This is a genomic window from Mucilaginibacter gilvus (assembly GCF_004054195.1).
GTDB lineage: Bacteria > Bacteroidota > Bacteroidia > Sphingobacteriales > Sphingobacteriaceae > Mucilaginibacter > Mucilaginibacter gilvus.
Genome location: NZ_SBIW01000002.1, coordinates 64,246 through 80,465 on the forward strand (window position 1 = coordinate 64,246; position 16,220 = coordinate 80,465).

Annotated in this window: 17 protein-coding genes; 9 read left to right on the top strand and 8 right to left on the bottom strand. The window is 45.1% G+C overall.

Annotated elements, in window-relative coordinates:
* Positions 1-5: 5 nt before the first annotated feature.
* From EPL05_RS03480 to EPL05_RS23870, 5 genes are all read right to left on the bottom strand, one after another.
* Positions 6-875 (bottom strand): sensor histidine kinase, encoded by an 870-nt coding sequence (locus tag EPL05_RS03480; protein WP_128532156.1) that lies wholly within the window; start codon positions 873-875, stop codon positions 6-8.
* A gap of 74 nt (positions 876-949) precedes the next feature.
* A complete protein-coding gene (hemL, locus tag EPL05_RS03485; protein WP_128532158.1) occupies positions 950-2,260 on the bottom strand; it encodes a glutamate-1-semialdehyde 2,1-aminomutase in 1,311 nt (436 codons plus the stop codon).
* A 163-nt stretch (positions 2,261-2,423) separates the two neighbouring features.
* A complete protein-coding gene (gene hemB, locus EPL05_RS03490; protein ID WP_128532160.1) occupies positions 2,424-3,395 on the bottom strand; it encodes a porphobilinogen synthase in 972 nt (323 codons plus the stop codon).
* A 102-nt stretch (positions 3,396-3,497) separates the two neighbouring features.
* Positions 3,498-5,072 (bottom strand): hydroxymethylbilane synthase, encoded by a 1,575-nt coding sequence (hemC, locus tag EPL05_RS03495; RefSeq protein ID WP_128532162.1) that lies wholly within the window; start codon positions 5,070-5,072, stop codon positions 3,498-3,500.
* Between the two features lie 24 nt (positions 5,073-5,096).
* Positions 5,097-5,243 (bottom strand): hypothetical protein, encoded by a 147-nt coding sequence (locus EPL05_RS23870; protein ID WP_166727619.1) that lies wholly within the window; start codon positions 5,241-5,243, stop codon positions 5,097-5,099.
* A gap of 17 nt (positions 5,244-5,260) precedes the next feature.
* Between EPL05_RS23870 and EPL05_RS03500 the strand changes: the two genes are divergently transcribed.
* On the top strand, positions 5,261-5,809 hold the full coding sequence (locus EPL05_RS03500; protein WP_128532164.1) for an REP-associated tyrosine transposase: 549 nt from the start codon (positions 5,261-5,263) through the stop codon (positions 5,807-5,809).
* 77 nt (positions 5,810-5,886) lie between these two features.
* On the opposite strand, the gene hemA is transcribed toward EPL05_RS03500, so the two are convergent.
* Positions 5,887-7,113 (bottom strand): glutamyl-tRNA reductase, encoded by a 1,227-nt coding sequence (hemA, locus tag EPL05_RS03505; RefSeq protein ID WP_128532166.1) that lies wholly within the window; start codon positions 7,111-7,113, stop codon positions 5,887-5,889.
* 154 nt (positions 7,114-7,267) lie between these two features.
* Between hemA and EPL05_RS03510 the strand changes: the two genes are divergently transcribed.
* The 6 genes from EPL05_RS03510 (at position 7,268) to EPL05_RS03535 (ending at position 12,528) form a co-directional block, all read left to right on the top strand.
* The gene (locus tag EPL05_RS03510; protein WP_128532168.1) at positions 7,268-7,654 is read left to right on the top strand and encodes a DoxX family protein; all 387 of its coding nucleotides are present in this window, start codon (positions 7,268-7,270) and stop codon (positions 7,652-7,654) included.
* A 42-nt stretch (positions 7,655-7,696) separates the two neighbouring features.
* Positions 7,697-8,620 (top strand): hypothetical protein, encoded by a 924-nt coding sequence (locus EPL05_RS03515; RefSeq protein WP_128532170.1) that lies wholly within the window; start codon positions 7,697-7,699, stop codon positions 8,618-8,620.
* Positions 8,621-8,656: 36 nt separating this feature from the next.
* A complete protein-coding gene (locus tag EPL05_RS03520) occupies positions 8,657-9,487 on the top strand; it encodes an alpha/beta hydrolase (protein ID WP_128532172.1) in 831 nt (276 codons plus the stop codon).
* 58 nt (positions 9,488-9,545) lie between these two features.
* Complete coding sequence (locus tag EPL05_RS03525; RefSeq protein WP_128532174.1) at positions 9,546-10,538, top strand: MBL fold metallo-hydrolase; 993 nt, start codon at positions 9,546-9,548, stop codon at positions 10,536-10,538.
* A gap of 219 nt (positions 10,539-10,757) precedes the next feature.
* Positions 10,758-11,636, top strand: coding sequence for an alpha/beta hydrolase (locus EPL05_RS03530; protein WP_128532176.1), 879 nt, complete (start codon positions 10,758-10,760; stop codon positions 11,634-11,636).
* Positions 11,637-11,862: 226 nt separating this feature from the next.
* On the top strand, positions 11,863-12,528 hold the full coding sequence (locus tag EPL05_RS03535) for a Type 1 glutamine amidotransferase-like domain-containing protein (RefSeq protein ID WP_128532178.1): 666 nt from the start codon (positions 11,863-11,865) through the stop codon (positions 12,526-12,528).
* Between the two features lie 153 nt (positions 12,529-12,681).
* Here EPL05_RS03535 and EPL05_RS03540 read toward each other — a convergent pair whose 3' ends face one another.
* Positions 12,682-13,836, bottom strand: a complete 1,155-nt coding sequence (locus EPL05_RS03540; RefSeq protein ID WP_128532180.1) for a DUF1624 domain-containing protein — start codon at positions 13,834-13,836, stop codon at positions 12,682-12,684.
* A gap of 160 nt (positions 13,837-13,996) precedes the next feature.
* On the opposite strand from EPL05_RS03540, the gene EPL05_RS03545 reads away from it, so the two are divergent.
* On the top strand, positions 13,997-14,944 hold the full coding sequence (locus tag EPL05_RS03545) for a hypothetical protein (protein ID WP_128532182.1): 948 nt from the start codon (positions 13,997-13,999) through the stop codon (positions 14,942-14,944).
* A 122-nt stretch (positions 14,945-15,066) separates the two neighbouring features.
* The gene (trxA, locus tag EPL05_RS03550) at positions 15,067-15,369 is read left to right on the top strand and encodes a thioredoxin (protein WP_128532184.1); all 303 of its coding nucleotides are present in this window, start codon (positions 15,067-15,069) and stop codon (positions 15,367-15,369) included.
* 183 nt (positions 15,370-15,552) lie between these two features.
* On the opposite strand, the gene EPL05_RS03555 is transcribed toward trxA, so the two are convergent.
* Positions 15,553-16,218 (bottom strand): phosphatase PAP2 family protein, encoded by a 666-nt coding sequence (locus EPL05_RS03555; protein ID WP_128532186.1) that lies wholly within the window; start codon positions 16,216-16,218, stop codon positions 15,553-15,555.
* Between the last annotated feature and the right edge of the window lie 2 nt (positions 16,219-16,220).

Here is a 16,220-nt window from a genome sequence, read left to right on the forward strand (position 1 = left end):
AGGTATTATGCAAATACAACTTCAAAAACACTGCCGGCGGGGCGGTTGTCTCTCACCCTAATGCTGGCCTGGTGTTTATCCAGTACTTCTTTAACAATATACAAGCCAAGACCGGTTCCCTTAGTATTTCGGGTATCTTCACTGCCAACACGGTAAAATTTGTCAAAAATGCGTGTTTTTTCACTGTCAGATATTCCGATGCCGTGGTCGGCAACCTGGAAGAACACCTTACCGTCTTTCTGAAAAAGTTTAACATCCACCGCCATGCAAGGTTTTGAATACTTTACGGCGTTCTCCACCAAGTTGGTAACCACCGAAGTAAGCGCGAATTTATCACCGGTTATCTCAATCTTAGGCTCTATCTCTGCATTAATGATTTGCTGGTTGCAGTCGCATTTGGTTATCTGCAGGCGGTTTACAATGCTATCCACCAAAACCGACAGGTTAAACTCCGCTTTGGGAAAACTATAAGAGCGGTTATCTATTTTAGAGGCCAGCAGCATATTCTCCACCATATCATCCAACCGCTCCACATCCAGCAGGGATTTATCAATAAAATCCAATATCTGTGCCTTGGTAAGATCGCGCTTTTGGATAGTTTGTAGTAATATTTTGATAGACGCCAGCGGGGATTTCAACTCGTGCGTTACTGAAAGCAAGAAATTCTTTTTCTGCTCCATCAGCTTTCGCTCTTTTTTCATGGAGGCATGCATATAGTAGGCACCCGTTAAAAACACAATGATGAACATCGAGCCTTCGCCCATGATCATGGCAAAACGGCGGGGCTGCAGGTTCACCAGCATGTACCCCCACCACATCAATTCCGCAAGGGCGTAAATGATAATGGCATAAAATATAACGAGTGATCTCTTCATTTTTCAGTGTTGAATGGTGAGCAGTGAGTAGTAAATGGTTTTAATTGCAAATTACTTACTGCTAAAGCAAACTATTATTGGTTAAATACAATATCAAGGCTATCAAATATAGCTGTTTTTGTGGTTTCCAAATCGGCTATTGTATGGGCCGATGATATAAAGCCAACTTCGTAACCGGATGGGCCTAAATATATCCCCCTATTTATCAGTTCGCGGTGCATGGTTTTAAATTTCAGCATGCTTGCCGGGTCAATATCATCCGCTGAGCTGATGGTATCCTTATCCGTAAAGGCAAACCAAAAGATGGAGCCAATGGTGAATACTTTAAACTCATAACCCTTTTGGGCCACAAAATTCTGGATCGATTTTACAAAGTCGGCAGTTTTAGCATGAAGTTCCTCGTAAAAACCAGGTCGCAATAATTCACTTAATTGCGCAATACCCGCCGCCATAGCAACCGGGTTACCAGATAGCGTGCCTGCCTGGTAAACCGAACCGACCGGCGAGATATGATCCATTACTTCTGCCGATGCACCGTAAGCGCCAACCGGCAAGCCACCACCAATAATTTTACCATAGGTAAGAATATCGGGTTGGATGCCGTAATATGCCGCAGCACCCTCAAAACCGACACGGAAACCGGAGATCACTTCATCAAATATCAGCAGCGTGCCATTTTGGGTACAGGTTTCTCTAAGGAAATACAAGTATTCTTTGCTTTGCAGCAGCAAGCCGTTATTAGCCGGGATGGGTTCTATAATAACCGTAGCTATCTGATCCTTAAAATCCGCGAAGGCTTTTAACAAAGCCTCTTTATCGTTAAGGGCAACAACAATGGTTTCATCCGCAAAGGCCTTTGGCACACCTGCGGATGAGGTTTCGCCAAACGTCACCAGGCCCGAGCCTGCTTTCACCAGCAGCGCGTCGGTATGGCCATGATAACAGCCCTCGAATTTTAAGATCTTATCGCGTTTGGTGTAACCTCGTGCCAACCTGATGGCTGACATCACCGCTTCGGTACCCGAGCTTACAAAACGTATTTTCTCAATGAAACGGTTATTGCTGATAATAAGCTCCGCCAGTTCGTTCTCCAATGCTGTCGGCGCACCGAAAGACATACCCTTCTGCATCACTTCCATCACCTTATTGCGGACAGCCGGGTGATTATGCCCTAAAATAAGCGGTCCCCACGAGCAGCAAAAATCAATAAACTCGTTCCCGTCGGCATCCCAAATATGGCTGCCGTCGCCTTTTTCAATAAAAAGCGGCGTTCCATAAACAGATTTAAAGGCACGCACAGGCGAGTTTACCCCACCGGGGAAATAGGTTTTTGCTTTCTCGTACAATTCTGCAGATTTTGCTCTGCTTATATCGGGTATACTCATTTTGTTATGTTATCCTACTCGTCATTGCGAGACACGAAGCAATCTCTGAACTTTGCATATCCGATATTGCTCACCGGGAGATTGCTTCGTGCCTCGCAATGGCGCTTTATTATATAGTGAAAGCCCAAAGCTTTTTACTTTTGACCTTAAAATTTTGACTGTATCAAAGCCACTTATTCAACAACACTTCCTTAGCGTGATAGGTAAGTATGGCTGTTGCCCCTGCCCGGCGGATGCTGGTAAGCACCTCCATGGTAGCGCGCTGCTCGTTCAGCCAGCCGTTCTGTACGGCGGCTTTAATCATGGCGTATTCGCCGCTTACGTTGTAGGCAGCAACGGGCAGTTCAGTATTATCTTTTATTAGTTTTATTACATCCAGGTAAGCAAGCGCAGGCTTTACCATCAGGAAATCCGCACCTTCCAGTTCATCTAAATTGGCTTCTATTAAAGCTTCGCGCTGGTTGGCAGGGTTCATCTGGTAGGTTTTCTTATCGCCAAATTTTGGTGCCGAGTTCAGGGCATCTCTAAACGGACCATAAAAAGCACTGGCGTATTTTGCCGAGTACGACATAATAGATACATTGTTAAAACCGGCCTCATCCAGCGTTTTGCGGATGTAGCCCACCCTGCCGTCCATCATATCGCTTGGGGCAATGATATCTGCACCACTGCGCGCATGAGCAAGAGCCATTTTGCCTAATACGTCCAATGTTTCGTCGTTCAGGATCTCGCCGTTTTCTACAATACCATCGTGGCCGTCGCTGCTGTACGGGTCCATCGCCACGTCTGTTATAACGCAAGCTTCGGGGAACTCCTTTTTTACGGCACGAATGGCGCGCAGGTACAGGCTTTCTTCCCGGTAGCTTTCGGTAGCGTACTTGTCTTTAAAATCGTCGTGAATATTGGGGAACAGGTCGAATGATTTCAAGCCCAAATTCATGCAGCTCTCCACTTCGCGTAGCAAATTATCTATCGAATACCGGAAGATACCGGGCATGGATGCCACTTCGGTCTTCTGATTCTCACCATCCACAATAAACAGCGGGAATATCAGGTTAGCCGCGCTAACATGGGTTTCCTGCACCATTTGGCGGATAACTTCACTCTTCCGGTTTCTTCTTGGTCGTTGTAACATTTGCCCCCCAACCCCCTAAAGGGGGCGTTTTTTGAAATTCTTATTATATATTTTATCCCTCCATCGTTCCCCCTTCAGGGGGTTAGGGGTCTTAACGTCGTCTTAAATTCCAAACACCGCTTCGGCCAGGCCAATTTCGTCTGGCGAGAAGGGTAGCGTATAGCTTACACCCATTTCGTCGAACTTTTTGCCGGTTGATTTGCCTATGGCTATTACTTTTTGCTGTGGCTGTAACAGGTTATCTATAAAATACGCCTCTACATTGCTCGGGCTGGTAAATACCAGTATATCTGCGCCTGTTGGCTGCACGCCCTCTTCCAATACAGTTTCGTAAACAGGGAGGTCTATTATTTTTGTTTCTGCCGATAAACCCTGCTGAATGCTCCTCATAGGGCTATCTGCCCCCGGGAATAATATAGCGGTACCATTTGCCATGGCCGCGAAATCAGCAGCTACATCTGCGGTATCGGTACTTTCGCCAACAAAATCGGCAAAGTGGCCATTTTTGCGAAGCATATCTTCAGAACCTGTACCCATTACGCCAAACTTTACTTTTTTTGGGAAAGTTGGATTTAACTGGAAAAAATATTCAACCGCGTTTTTACTGCTGAAGAATACCCAGTCTATATTTTTAAGGATGTAGCTATCAAAACGGGTAATGGTGCGCACCGTACGAATTAACGAGCGGGCCTCTATCTCTATCTTATTTTTTTCTAATGCCCTGCGGAAATAACTTCCGGCAGAAATATCACGCGATATAAATACCTTCAGCGGAAATTTCCTGTCTTTGGCAAATTTGGCTACTATCCGTTCCGGCAGGCCTTCCAGTGTATCAGATTCAATAAAAAGCCTGTCGGGGAAGCCTTCGCCATCCTCGGCTTTGCTGGTAAAAACCTGGTATTTATCATCGTCCTTGCGGCAATAAACACCAAGCGGCAGGTGGCAGCCACCGCCGAATAATTTAAGCACATTACGCTCTACAGACAGTTCCGCAGCCACATCGGGGTGGTTAAGGTCTTGCAGGGCCTCGTATAATATATGGTCGCGTTCGCGAACTTGAATGGCTAAAACACCTTGCGCGGGGGCCGGTATAAATTCCGTTGCGCCTAATTCTTCTACATGGAATTCATCCAGGTTAATGCCTAAACGGCTTACGCCTGCTTTGGCCAGCATAATAGCATCGTACTTTTCGTCGCGCAGTTTGCCTATACGGGTTGGTACATTGCCACGCAGGTCTTTGATCTCCAGATCGGGGCGAACGGCCAGCAATTGTGCTTTACGGCGGTTAGATGAAGTACCAACCAGGCCGCCAAATTTTACGGATAATTTTTGGCGAACATCTGTACAGTCCTTTAATACCAACAGCAATTCGGCTGGGTCTTCACGTTCGGACACCGCTGCGATGACCAATCCCGGAGGGTTTTCGGTAGGCAGATCTTTATGCGAATGCACAGCGATATCAATGGTGCCGGCAATCAGTTCTTCCTCCAGTTCCTTGGTAAAAAAGCCTTTACCTTCCAGCTTATCAAAGCTAAGATTGAGGATGCGATCGCCCTGCGTTTTTATAATTTTAAGTTCGGCGGATATGTGTATCGCTTCCAGGCTATCCTTTACAAAGTTGGCCTGCCATAAAGCTAATTCGCTGCCACGCGTTCCTATAATTATTTTTCTGTCCAAAGGGATTTCTATTTTCCTGCAAATTTAATTTTTTATGGGGATGGTAGAGAACAGGAATTGAATGAATTGCAACAAAATGACCTTTGTATTAAGTAAAAAGTTTGCTGCCGCGAGTTTAGCGCAGCGTAACTCGTGGTACAGCATGGCAAAAGCTTCCAGCTTTTGCCACATTTTATTAATTTACACCCATGAGCAGCAATTATAAATTCCGCGACCAGGAGTGCCTTTACTTCATTACCTTTTCTGTTGTGAGATGGATAGATGTGTTTACCCGGCGGGAATATAAAGACATTTTGGTTGAGAGCCTTAAGTTCTGCACTAAAAACAAAGGGCTCGAGTTATATGCTTGGGTTATTATGAGCAATCATGTGCATTTGATAATTGGCACAAAGGGTGAGCCTATGCAGAATATCCTAAGGGATATTAAACGCCATACATCCAAGCAACTCACCAAAGCCATCGCCGATAACCACCAGGAAAGCCGGCGCGACTGGCTGCTTTGGTTTTTTGAACGGGAAGGCCGCCTAAACCCGAACAACGAAACTTATCAATTTTGGCAACAAGGCAATCATCCCATTGAATTATGGAGTAACTATGTGATAGACCAAAAACTTGATTATTTGCATAACAATCCCGTTGTTGCCGGTTGGGTTGATGAACCTGAACATTATCTCTACAGCAGTGCAAGAGATTATGCCGGCGGGAAAGGGTTGATAGATATTTTGTTTTTAATTTAAGCTGGAAGCTTAAATTGTGCTACACCACGAGTTACGCTGCGCTAAGCTCGCGGCAGCATTTTTTTGTTGGAGAACCTTTAATTACTGTTGATCAATATATCCTTTGCCATGATCATGGGCACGCTGATATATTTTTTCTCCATGTAATTCATCACTTTTTCCAAAATCTCGCGCGATTCTTTGTCGAGGCTTTGTACTTCTTCGGCAAATACAGTGTTTACGGCGTTGTTACGGATCTCTTTTATCTTTTCGGGCACCTGGCGCATCGCCAATTCTATTCTGCGCTGTTTAAGCATTACTAAAAACTCGCTGATATTTTGCTCGATGATGGTTTCGGCGTGCGATAATTCGTGGTAGCGCTCCTGCAGGTTCTTTTTAGCAACCTCGTTTAACGAATGCACTTCAATAAAGTTCACCTCGAATTGTTCCAGCACTTCGGCCGCGGTATCATTAGGGATAGCAAGATCTACAATGGTTTTCCTATCGGTATCGCCATTTAAAAGCGAAGCGTAAATTTCTGTAGTAATAATAGGCTCCACTGCAGAGGTACAGGTTATAATAGCGTCGAAACCTCTTTTATAAGTTTTCAGGTCCTCCAGTTCAAAAGCCTCACCGCCTAAATCGTTGGCAAGCTGCTGCGCCTTAGAAAGCGTACGATTGAAAACAGAGAAATTGGAAAATTTATGTTTTTGCAGATATTTGGATATATTTTTGTTGGTTTCGCCCGCGCCGATAATGAGGATACGCGCGTTTGAACAAAGTTTAAGGTCCTTTAATTTGCGGTAAGCCAATGATACTACCGAAATTGGGTTTTTAGAGATATTGGTATGGGTGTAAACCTCCTTAGCGGTTTTTACCACGCACTCCATTATCAAACGGAGCTTATCGCCGGTAAGGCCAGCCTCACGGCCACTTTCATAAGCTTTGCGCAATTGTGCAAGTATCTCCTTTTCGCCAACAATAAGGCTTTCTAAAGAACACGACGTACGCAACAGGTGTTCCATAGCGGCATGGTCTTCATATATAGAAGCAGCATCCAGGAATGTCCCCATAGAATTGTGACAAAGGCCCATTCCCAAAGATTCTATAAACTGATGAGCAAATTCTTTATCTACCTTTTGTGGTGTAGATAAAACAAATTCTACACGATTGCAGGTAGCAAGGTAAAATATTTCGTTTATACCAAAACGGGCTTTAACTTCATGAAGCTTATCGGTAAGATTTTCCTGGCATAATACCAACTTTCCCAATTCCTTCAGCTCGATTTGTTTATGCGTAAAAGCTATTACCTTTAGATACTTCAAAGCAGTTTTAAATTTGACCCAACAAAAATAGCATACTGTATAGGATGCAATGTCAAGGCTTTGTCAAACAGGAGTATTTAGAATGCTTATAAATAAAATAGTTTTTACTAATTAAGCACACTAAATTTATAATATTTTCTTTTATAACAACATTATGGCTAACAAAAATACAAATATCAAAAAAATCAGTCTTGTGATATTGGTCATATTTTATTTTGTGGCCGGATGCAACCACTTTTATAACCCGCCATCGTATTACCATATAATTCCGTCATACCTGCCTTATCCCATAGCTTTAAATATTATTGCGGGGATTTTTGAAATATTATTCGCTCTGATGCTCATATTCCAAAAAACAAGGCGGCTTGCAGCCTATGGCATCATTTTAATGCTGCTCGCTTTTTTGCCGGTCCATATCCAAATGGTTATTGATGCCCCTTTTATATTAGGTACGTTTACGGTATCCCCTTTGGTTGCCTGTATCCGCCTGGTAATATTACAACCATTGCTTATACTATGGGCATGGTGGCATAGAAAGTAATCAAATAAATTTCATATTTTGCTTAAAAATTATCGAAAGTAAATGGCGGAAAATTCGGCGAAATTCTGGAAGTTTATTTTAGGGGTCTTTGGGGTTGTAGCTGCGGTAAGCAGTTTTTTAACATGGATGGTCCAGTCTGTTGAGTATAAACATTGGCCCATCAATAAAGACGCTATCATATACGGACTGGTTTTGCTAAGTTGCGCTATTATGCTCGTGGCTTTTTTATGGGGATTGCGAAAACATCATACCTTTAACACTACAGGATATGTAAATGCCACCCATCAGCTTTCGGTCTGCTTCAATGAAATTGCTGTCCCGCCAGCAGAATGGTCTTACCACGCCATCGCCAATGAAAATGAACTAAAGGAAATATGGAAGGTTAGTCAGACCCTATATGGCGAAGATAATGTGCCCTTCGAAATTGTGGTTAGCTGGTGGAAGTGTTATCCCAACGGCATTTTTGTACTTTATAAGTACGATGTTATAGCTGGTTATTTTTCCATGTGGCCAATTAAAAAAACCACCTATGACGATATTGTGCATGGCAGAAAGAAAGAGCGCGAGCTAAAGTTACAATCTATAATGGGTAAAAAATCTGCCGATAAACGCCCATACTGGTACGTAACTAACGTTGTTATATGTAAACAGTTTCGGAAAACTATCGCTATCAAAATACTTATGAGAGAGGCTTTAAGAAACTGGGTTAACGAAGGCAACCTGGCGAAGGACTTATATTTGTGCGCTTTTGCATACTCCAACGAAGGAGAAGAAATAATCAAACGATCCGGCTTTACACTTATTAAACCAGCTGAGGATACCGCCGACAGAAAGCCTCTATATACGCTTAGCCCAAGCCGGGCTAATATAGATGCCTTAATTAGCCGATTACAAAATGAAGAAGAACGGACTCAATCGGCCCTTGGCATTCGTTGGAACCGGTTAACGGGCAATTTACGGGGTTAATATATTTATATATCTTAACCCTCTTCAAAACACATTATGATCCGCAAAAATTACTATACCATCCCCGGCGCCAAAAGCAGGGCAATGCTGGCCGATGTTACCTATAACGATACCAACCCAAAAGCCCCGCTGGTGATATTTGCGCATGGCATACGTGGGTTTAAAGATTGGGGTACACATAATCTTGTTGCCCAATATTTTGCGGAGAATGGGTTCCGTTTCCTTAAATTTAATTTCTCGCATAACGGAACCACTACGGATAGCCCGACAGATTTTGCCGACCTGATCGCCTTCAGCGATAATACTTTTAGTATGGAACTGGAGGACCTTAACGCCGTTATTGATTTTGCCTGCGGCGGATCTTACATGCCTGCCGTTAGGGAAGTTTATCTGATTGGGCACAGTCTGGGCGGTGGGATCAGCATTGTTAAAACCGCCGAAGATAAGCGCATTACCAAACTGGTTAGCATGGCGGCTATCTCCAGTTTTTATAACCTCTGGCCAAAACAATCCGAGCAGCAATGGAAACTACAGGGTGTAATGTACATGCGCAACTCGCGCACCGGCCAAAATATGCCCTACAAAGTAAGTCTGTTGAAGGATCTGGAGACAAATCCCGACCGCCTGAACATTTTTGCGAAAGCAGCCCAAATTAAACAGCCCTGGTTAATTGTTCATGGCCACGAAGATACCAGCGTGCCTTTAAGCCACGCGGAGGAACTGCATACCGCCCAACCCAATGCCAAATTTGCGGTTATAAAAGGTGCCGACCATGTGTTTAACGCTGTGCATCCTTACCTTGCCAATGAGCTGCCTGCCACACTATTGCAATTTTGTGATATTTCTATTGAATTTTTGAAAGAATAGGTCAGTTGTTGCAATCAATAACCTGTTTTTTTGCGTTACTGCGCTAAACACTTGTTATATGAGCATATCCGGATCGCGCAAAAAAGGAAGCAAATTCATTAATACCATCCCTACCGAATCTGCCGGTTTTGGCAAAATGCTGCCGATATTAAAGGAATACATCAACAATAAAGCAGAAAACACGCCAAAGATAGCCTTGGGGCCGTTTAAAACGGATATTTCCATTTACGATACCCCGCCGGAAACAGGCCTGCGTATTACATGGGTTGGTCACTCCAGTTTACTGATAGAAGTGGACGGCATCCGCATCCTTACCGACCCGGTTTGGAGCCAGCGGGTATCTTTTTCGCAATCCTTTGGCCCAAAACGCTTTTTTCAGCCGCCCGTAGCATTGGCCGACCTCCCGAAAATAGATGTGATCATCTCCTCGCATGACCATTACGACCATCTTGATAAAGCAACTATTAAGTTTTTTGCGGATAAGAACGTTCCTTTTATATGCTCAGTAGGTGTATGTACTTACCTCGAAAGCTGGGTTATACACAAGGCTTTTATCCACGAGGTAGATTGGGGTGACAGTGTGATGATAGGCGATTGCAACATTACGGCCGCCCCTGCAAGGCACTTTTCGGGCAGGGGGATTACCCACCGTGACGAGACACTATGGTCGTCATTCGTGATCAAAGGGCCGCAGCATAATATTTATTTTGGTGCCGATTCCGGCTACTCGCCAGATTTTAAAGCAATTGGCGAAACCTTTGGCCCTTTCGACCTGACGATGCTGGAGATAGGCGCGTATGGCACCTACTGGCCGGATATCCACATGGGGCCCGATAATGCCTCCAACGCACACCTCGACCTAAAGGGCGATATCATGATGGGCATCCACTGGGGTACTTTTAATCTGGCTCCGCACGCCTGGTACGAACCTGCCGAGCGCCTGGTGCAATTTGGCAAGGACAAGAACATCAAACTATTCCTCCCCGAACCAGGCCAACCAACCGAAGTGCTACCATTGGTTACCAATTGGTGGAAGAAGTTTATGAGCTAAGAGGCGTCTTGATAATTGTTGTAATATTCAGTTATAAAACAGATATTTAAGGCAACCAGTTAACCAACCGTCATGCCGATTATTTCGGCACCTCACACGGCAGGCAGCCTGCATGCATAAAAGCAAACATTGTGGCTGCCTTTATGAAGGGGTGTTGAAACAAGTTCAACATAACGTGAGGCACTTGCTTTTGTCCACTGATGTTTTAAACGCTATGTTATGATACACTCTTTTCGCTATTCCTTTTCCATAATGTTGTTGATTTGCGCTTTCGGGGCATCAGCACAAACCGTTATCCCCCTTTGGGAGAAAGGTGCTCCGGGTTTTGAAAGCCGCCGAAACGAGCCGGAGCAAGCCAAAGACTATTGGGTGAAAAACATCCACAACCCATCGCTCACCGTCTATGCGCCGCCTGCCGGTACGGCCAACGGCGCAGCGGTAGTAGTTTGCCCCGGTGGCGGGCACCGCCTGCTGGTTTATAATTCTGAAGGTGTTGCCCCGGCCAAATTTTACAACAGCCTTGGCATTACCGTTTTCATTTTGAAATACCGCCTTGGCCGCGATACGCTCTCGCCCTATAAAATTGAGGTACACGCCAAGCAGGACGGCTACCGTGCCATGCGCCTGGTACGCAGCCGTGCCGCCGAATTTGGCATTGATCCAAACCGCATTGGGCTCATGGGCTTCTCTGCCGGTGGCGAACTGGTGGATATGATCGCCTTTGGCGGTTACAATGGCGACCCTAAAGCTGCCGACCCCGTAGACCGCGCCAACTCCAAACCCAATTTTATCGTACAGGTTTACCCCGGTCCCTCATACGTGCCGGAACATATATCCGCCGATGCGCCCCCCGCCTTTTTGGTAGCCGCTAACGATGATGCCTGCTGCTCGCTACCGCTTATACAACTTTTACAACGCTACCGGGATGCCAAAGTGCCCGTAGAACTGCATATGTATGCCCGTGGCGATCATGCCTTTAATATGGGCACCAACCGCAAGCTCAAATCCATTAACCACTGGCCAGACCGCCTCTCCGATTGGTTGGAAGACAGCCATATTTTACAGGCCGAAAAGGATTTGAAGAAGGTATTGCATTAGGGTTGGGATAGGTTGTAAAAAGTTCGCCCTTGTTGGTGTTGTCACCAACAAGCCGCTATGCAATCGCGATAGCGTCTGTTACCGTCTTAAATGCTGTTGTTGATAACACCAACAGTGGCGGAATGGCGCAAAACACCCTCATATTGCCGCTATAGCCCAACATACGCTTAACCTGTTAACTTTAGGTTTGTATAAGATAAAAATTCACTTTCAACACTATCTATTTATGAAGCTTCTGCTCACTGCCGCCGGTATAAGCAACGCCAGCATTCGCAACGCACTGGTGGAACTATTGGGTAAGCCGATTGACGAGGCTACAGCCCTTTTTATCCCGACAGCCATATATGGCATACCGGGCGGAGCGCAAATACTACAGAAGGTGATCAGCGGATCATTAGGCGACCCTTTCTGCCAACTGGGCTGGAAATCGCTGGGGCTGCTGGAACTTACGGCATTGCCCAGCATGAAGCAAGAACTTTGGGTGCCTATGCTGCAAGAAACTGATGCCTTGCTGGTTGGCGGCGGCGATTGCCAGTATCTGTGTTACTGGATGCAGCAGTCGGGCCTGGCAAACCTTTTGCCATCATTGCTGCAAAAGATGGTATATGTAGGTTTAAGCGCCGGCAGTATGACCATGACCCGTTATGGAACCACCTATGGCAACCACACGCTCCCGGCCGAAAGCAAAAAATCGTTAGACTTGATGGATTTCGCTATACATCCACATCTGGATCATGAATGGTTTCCTGATAACTCCATGGCGAACCTGGAAAAGCTGGCTGCTACTCTACCGGTACCGTCCTATCTGATCGATGATCAAACGGCGATAAAAGTAACGGACGGTACGGTAGAGGTTATATCTGAGGGAAATTGGAAGCTTGTCAATCCCTGATGCCGAAAGGGTGCTTGCAAATACTATCATCTTTCGCCCTTGTTGGTGTTGTCACCAACAAGCCGCCATGCATTTCCGATAGCATTTCGTTTACCGTCCTAAACGCTGTTGGTGACAACACCAACAGCGGAAAAACAATCAATTCTGTGGCATTTACACATACGATAACCACCACTTCTTGTGCGTTCGTTTATAATTGCCGTACCATTTGCAGGGGAAATAAAACGCGGCGATTACAAATATCCAAAACAAGTACACTACCCATAAGGGATAGCCGAAACCCTGCGCCTGCCACACAATCGGGTTTCCGTCCGATTTGTAAGGAAGCCCGCTCAACCCGATCAATGCAAGATTAATAACCCTGAGCAGGCAAAAATGCGCTATAAAAAAAAAGTAGGGCACATTGCCATACACCTCGAAAAAGGCGGTTAGTCGATTTTTGAAGTTTTCGGCGAGGGCTAATAAAACCATTATGGGGCCTAAGGTCATGAGCAGGAATTGCAGCGAGGGCGGTTGTTTTACCGTGTTCACGAAAGCTAATATGGTATGGGGAAGATTACGCTGATGGAACCACGGCACCGGGTTGCCATAAAGGTTGATTAAACGTAACCGAACAAACAGCCCCATGAATGAAAAGCCTGTAAGTAATAATATGGCCCTCCTTTTCTTAGCATCGGCCCCGGTTTGATACAGTTTACCAAATACATAGCCCAGCAGCAACGGCCCTGCCCAGGTAATAGGCGGATACAATGATAACAAAGTCCGGGTGGCGCTGAGGGGGACAAATGAGGCCCCGGCTGTCACAAAAAACTTAAGCAAGCCGTCTGCTGTTTTGTTTTGGAGCGGCTGAATGTGATCCAGGGCATTATGGCCAAATATGATCAGCACAGCTATTGCGGCAATTAACCAACGCGGTACATGGATAAGCCCCGCCAGGAGGATCATCCCGAACCCGATAGCTGCTAAAACCTCCAGCACAAGCAAATGATACTGCAGGCTAAAGCTGAACAGAAAGCTCATAATGAGAAGATCAGACAGGATAAGCCAAACGCCCCTTTTAACCAGGAACAGGCTGAGTTCTTTTTTTGTTCTGCGCTGCCCGGCCAGGAATACCGATACGCCGCTGAGGAACACGAAGGTTGGCGCACAATAATGTGTAATCCAGCGGGTAAAAAACAAAACCACTGTGGTGGTTTGCATATCCAGCGGCGACGAAGGATAATGCAGGAAATCGCGGGTATGATCGAGCACCATGATCACCATGATGAGGCCGCGGATGATATCGATAGCGTGGAAACGTTCTTTCATTGGTTCGGTTAAAATTTATTAGGGTGACGCTGCGATATAAATATCGTTGTTTCCTATCACAATTCACAACCCATACTGGCGTAATAAGTGGATGGTGACAGACAGGGGGCTATCTATAATGTAGTTTATATTAAGTACCTTACTATCCTAAACCTGCACAATGAAAATTCTCTCTGTAATATCGTTGCTCTTCGTCACCATGGCAGCATCGAAAGGCCAAACGCCGGCAAACGTTTATATCACGTTAGATAACAGCCGGCAAATGAACATCGGGCGCTATTCGTTTTTTAATAAAGAGGTGCACTACTCCCTATATAAAACAGACGATACCCACTACGTACTGCAATATACCGCTACACGCCCCGGCCTGATATTTCTTAATAATAAACCTATTTACGTTACCCCTGGGGACAGCATCGCTTTAACCTACAAAATGTTTTTTCAAACCAGGGATGTGATGTCTGATACATTGATGGCCGCCGGAAAAAACAGTGCCAACTATATGTTTGCCAATTTGATCGCTACCAGGGCGCTTGATAATTACTTTCCCGATTTTAAGGAAGCCCGTTACAAAAATAACGTGGTACTGTTTTATAACCAACTTTGTAAAGATGAGGAAACCTACAATACCTATTTTGATAAGCTGCTAAATGCCAGGGGATGCAACCCGGTGCTTATCGCTTATTTAAAACGGGCCAAACGCAATCAGTTGCTGTTTAACCTCATCTATTTTGAAAATGAAATGGACGAAACCCATAATCCGGGCTTAGCCGCGTTCAGTAAGTTGGTGGATAACACCATGGCAGGCACAAAATTTCTTCCCGGCGATGCCGACCTTAGCTTTATACAGGAAAACTTGTTCAGGAAATATTTAACCCGGCTGGTAAACATCAAATTCTACCACCTGAATACTAAAAAAGATTACGCCGGTCTTTTAGGCTATATAGATGGTTACCCGGATACCTACGTGCGCGAATACTTTATTTACAATTTATTAAAAGACTATAAAAACAAGCTTAACCTGGTAGACAATGAGACGCTTACCAACCGTGTGCAAACCTTCAGCAATCAGGATATAAAGAGCGAGATCAACGACCCTAAACTTTAACGGAATAGTAATTATCGATTTACCCAACTCGGGTTAAATGCCTTTATGAGCCCCTATAAAACTACATTAGCATAAAACGTTTTGCCCGGCCGTGCGTTATTTTTGTTCAGGAGAACAACAACATGGCAAACTTTCAGGATATTATAGCATCAGACAAACCGGTTTTGGTAGATTTTAGCGCCGAATGGTGCGGGCCCTGCAAAATGATGCCGCCCATTTTAAAGCAGGTAAAGGATGCCCTTGGCGATAAGGTAACCATCATAAAAATAGATATCGACAAAAACCCCGCGGCGGCCAGCGCTTACCGCGTGCAAAGCGTACCCACCCTAATGGTTTTCCAAAACGGCGAAAGCAAATGGCGACAAAGCGGCGTAATGCAGGCCAGCCAGTTGCAGCAAGTGATACAGCAGTATATTAAGCAGTGAGTTTGAGTAGTGAGTAGTGAGTTTGAGTAGTGAGTAGTGAGTAGTGAGTAGTGAGTAGTGAGTAGTGAGTAGTGAGTAGTGAGTAGTGAGTAGTGAGTAGTGAGTAGTGGAAATTCTTCCTTTGGGGATTTGTTTCACAAAACCTGCGATAAATGGTCACATATCTACCTTAATTTAGCTTATTTATTTAGTTTCCGGATGCGGGGCTTCTTCTCTTAGAGCCGGTTTACGCAGGTAGAGCCAGGAGAGCAGGTACAGGCAAAGCACGCCCAGCAGAAAACCGCCCATTACATCGGTAAACCAATGCGCGCCAAGGTAGATTCGGGAGAACGGAATGGCGAAGATCATGAAGAGGCTAACAGCCATTACAAACCATCTTAAAAATTTGGGGATATCCTCCAACTGGTACATCAACACCACCAAAAAGCCGAAGAACACTACATAGAATAGTACGTGCCCGCTGGGAAAACTTTGCTGCGTGGTTTTAAGCACAATACGTACTACATCATCTGAGGGGCGGGGCCTGTTTACCAATGCTTTTACAACGGTGCTAACCAACCCTGCGAGCATGGTTAACATTACAAACACAGCCGCTTTTTTATACCTGAACAAGAAAAACACAAGGCTGGTGAATACGATCATAATCGGCGACTCGGGCATGTAGCCGGGTACGCTGATGAGGTACATCGCCGTATCCAAAAATTTATTCTGATGCTCCTGCACTTCTTCGGAAAACTCTACATCAATAAACGAGGTTGGGTATAGTGTTACCAAAATAGTAAGCGCCACAAAACCTATGCTGATGATGAGCAGTACCAACAACAATATGCGCTGCCTTCTTTTATTCATTT

What these genes read in the sequence shown, in the direction of transcription:
- EPL05_RS03480 (WP_128532156.1), bottom strand. Translation starts at nt 875, where the DNA reads ATGAAGAGATCACTCGTTATATTTTATGCCATTATCATTTACGCCCTT.
- hemL (WP_128532158.1), bottom strand. Translation starts at nt 2,260, where the DNA reads ATGAGTATACCCGATATAAGCAGAGCAAAATCTGCAGAATTGTACGAG.
- hemB (WP_128532160.1), bottom strand. Translation starts at nt 3,395, where the DNA reads ATGTTACAACGACCAAGAAGAAACCGGAAGAGTGAAGTTATCCGCCAA.
- EPL05_RS23870 (WP_166727619.1), bottom strand. Translation starts at nt 5,243, where the DNA reads ATGTGGCAAAAGCTGGAAGCTTTTGCCATGCTGTACCACGAGTTACGC.
- EPL05_RS03500 (WP_128532164.1), top strand. Translation starts at nt 5,261, where the DNA reads ATGAGCAGCAATTATAAATTCCGCGACCAGGAGTGCCTTTACTTCATT.
- EPL05_RS03510 (WP_128532168.1), top strand. Translation starts at nt 7,268, where the DNA reads ATGGCTAACAAAAATACAAATATCAAAAAAATCAGTCTTGTGATATTG.
- EPL05_RS03515 (WP_128532170.1), top strand. Translation starts at nt 7,697, where the DNA reads ATGGCGGAAAATTCGGCGAAATTCTGGAAGTTTATTTTAGGGGTCTTT.
- EPL05_RS03520 (WP_128532172.1), top strand. Translation starts at nt 8,657, where the DNA reads ATGATCCGCAAAAATTACTATACCATCCCCGGCGCCAAAAGCAGGGCA.
- EPL05_RS03525 (WP_128532174.1), top strand. Translation starts at nt 9,546, where the DNA reads ATGAGCATATCCGGATCGCGCAAAAAAGGAAGCAAATTCATTAATACC.
- EPL05_RS03530 (WP_128532176.1), top strand. Translation starts at nt 10,758, where the DNA reads ATGATACACTCTTTTCGCTATTCCTTTTCCATAATGTTGTTGATTTGC.
- EPL05_RS03535 (WP_128532178.1), top strand. Translation starts at nt 11,863, where the DNA reads ATGAAGCTTCTGCTCACTGCCGCCGGTATAAGCAACGCCAGCATTCGC.
- EPL05_RS03540 (WP_128532180.1), bottom strand. Translation starts at nt 13,836, where the DNA reads ATGAAAGAACGTTTCCACGCTATCGATATCATCCGCGGCCTCATCATG.
- EPL05_RS03545 (WP_128532182.1), top strand. Translation starts at nt 13,997, where the DNA reads ATGAAAATTCTCTCTGTAATATCGTTGCTCTTCGTCACCATGGCAGCA.
- trxA (WP_128532184.1), top strand. Translation starts at nt 15,067, where the DNA reads ATGGCAAACTTTCAGGATATTATAGCATCAGACAAACCGGTTTTGGTA.
- EPL05_RS03555 (WP_128532186.1), bottom strand. Translation starts at nt 16,218, where the DNA reads ATGAATAAAAGAAGGCAGCGCATATTGTTGTTGGTACTGCTCATCATC.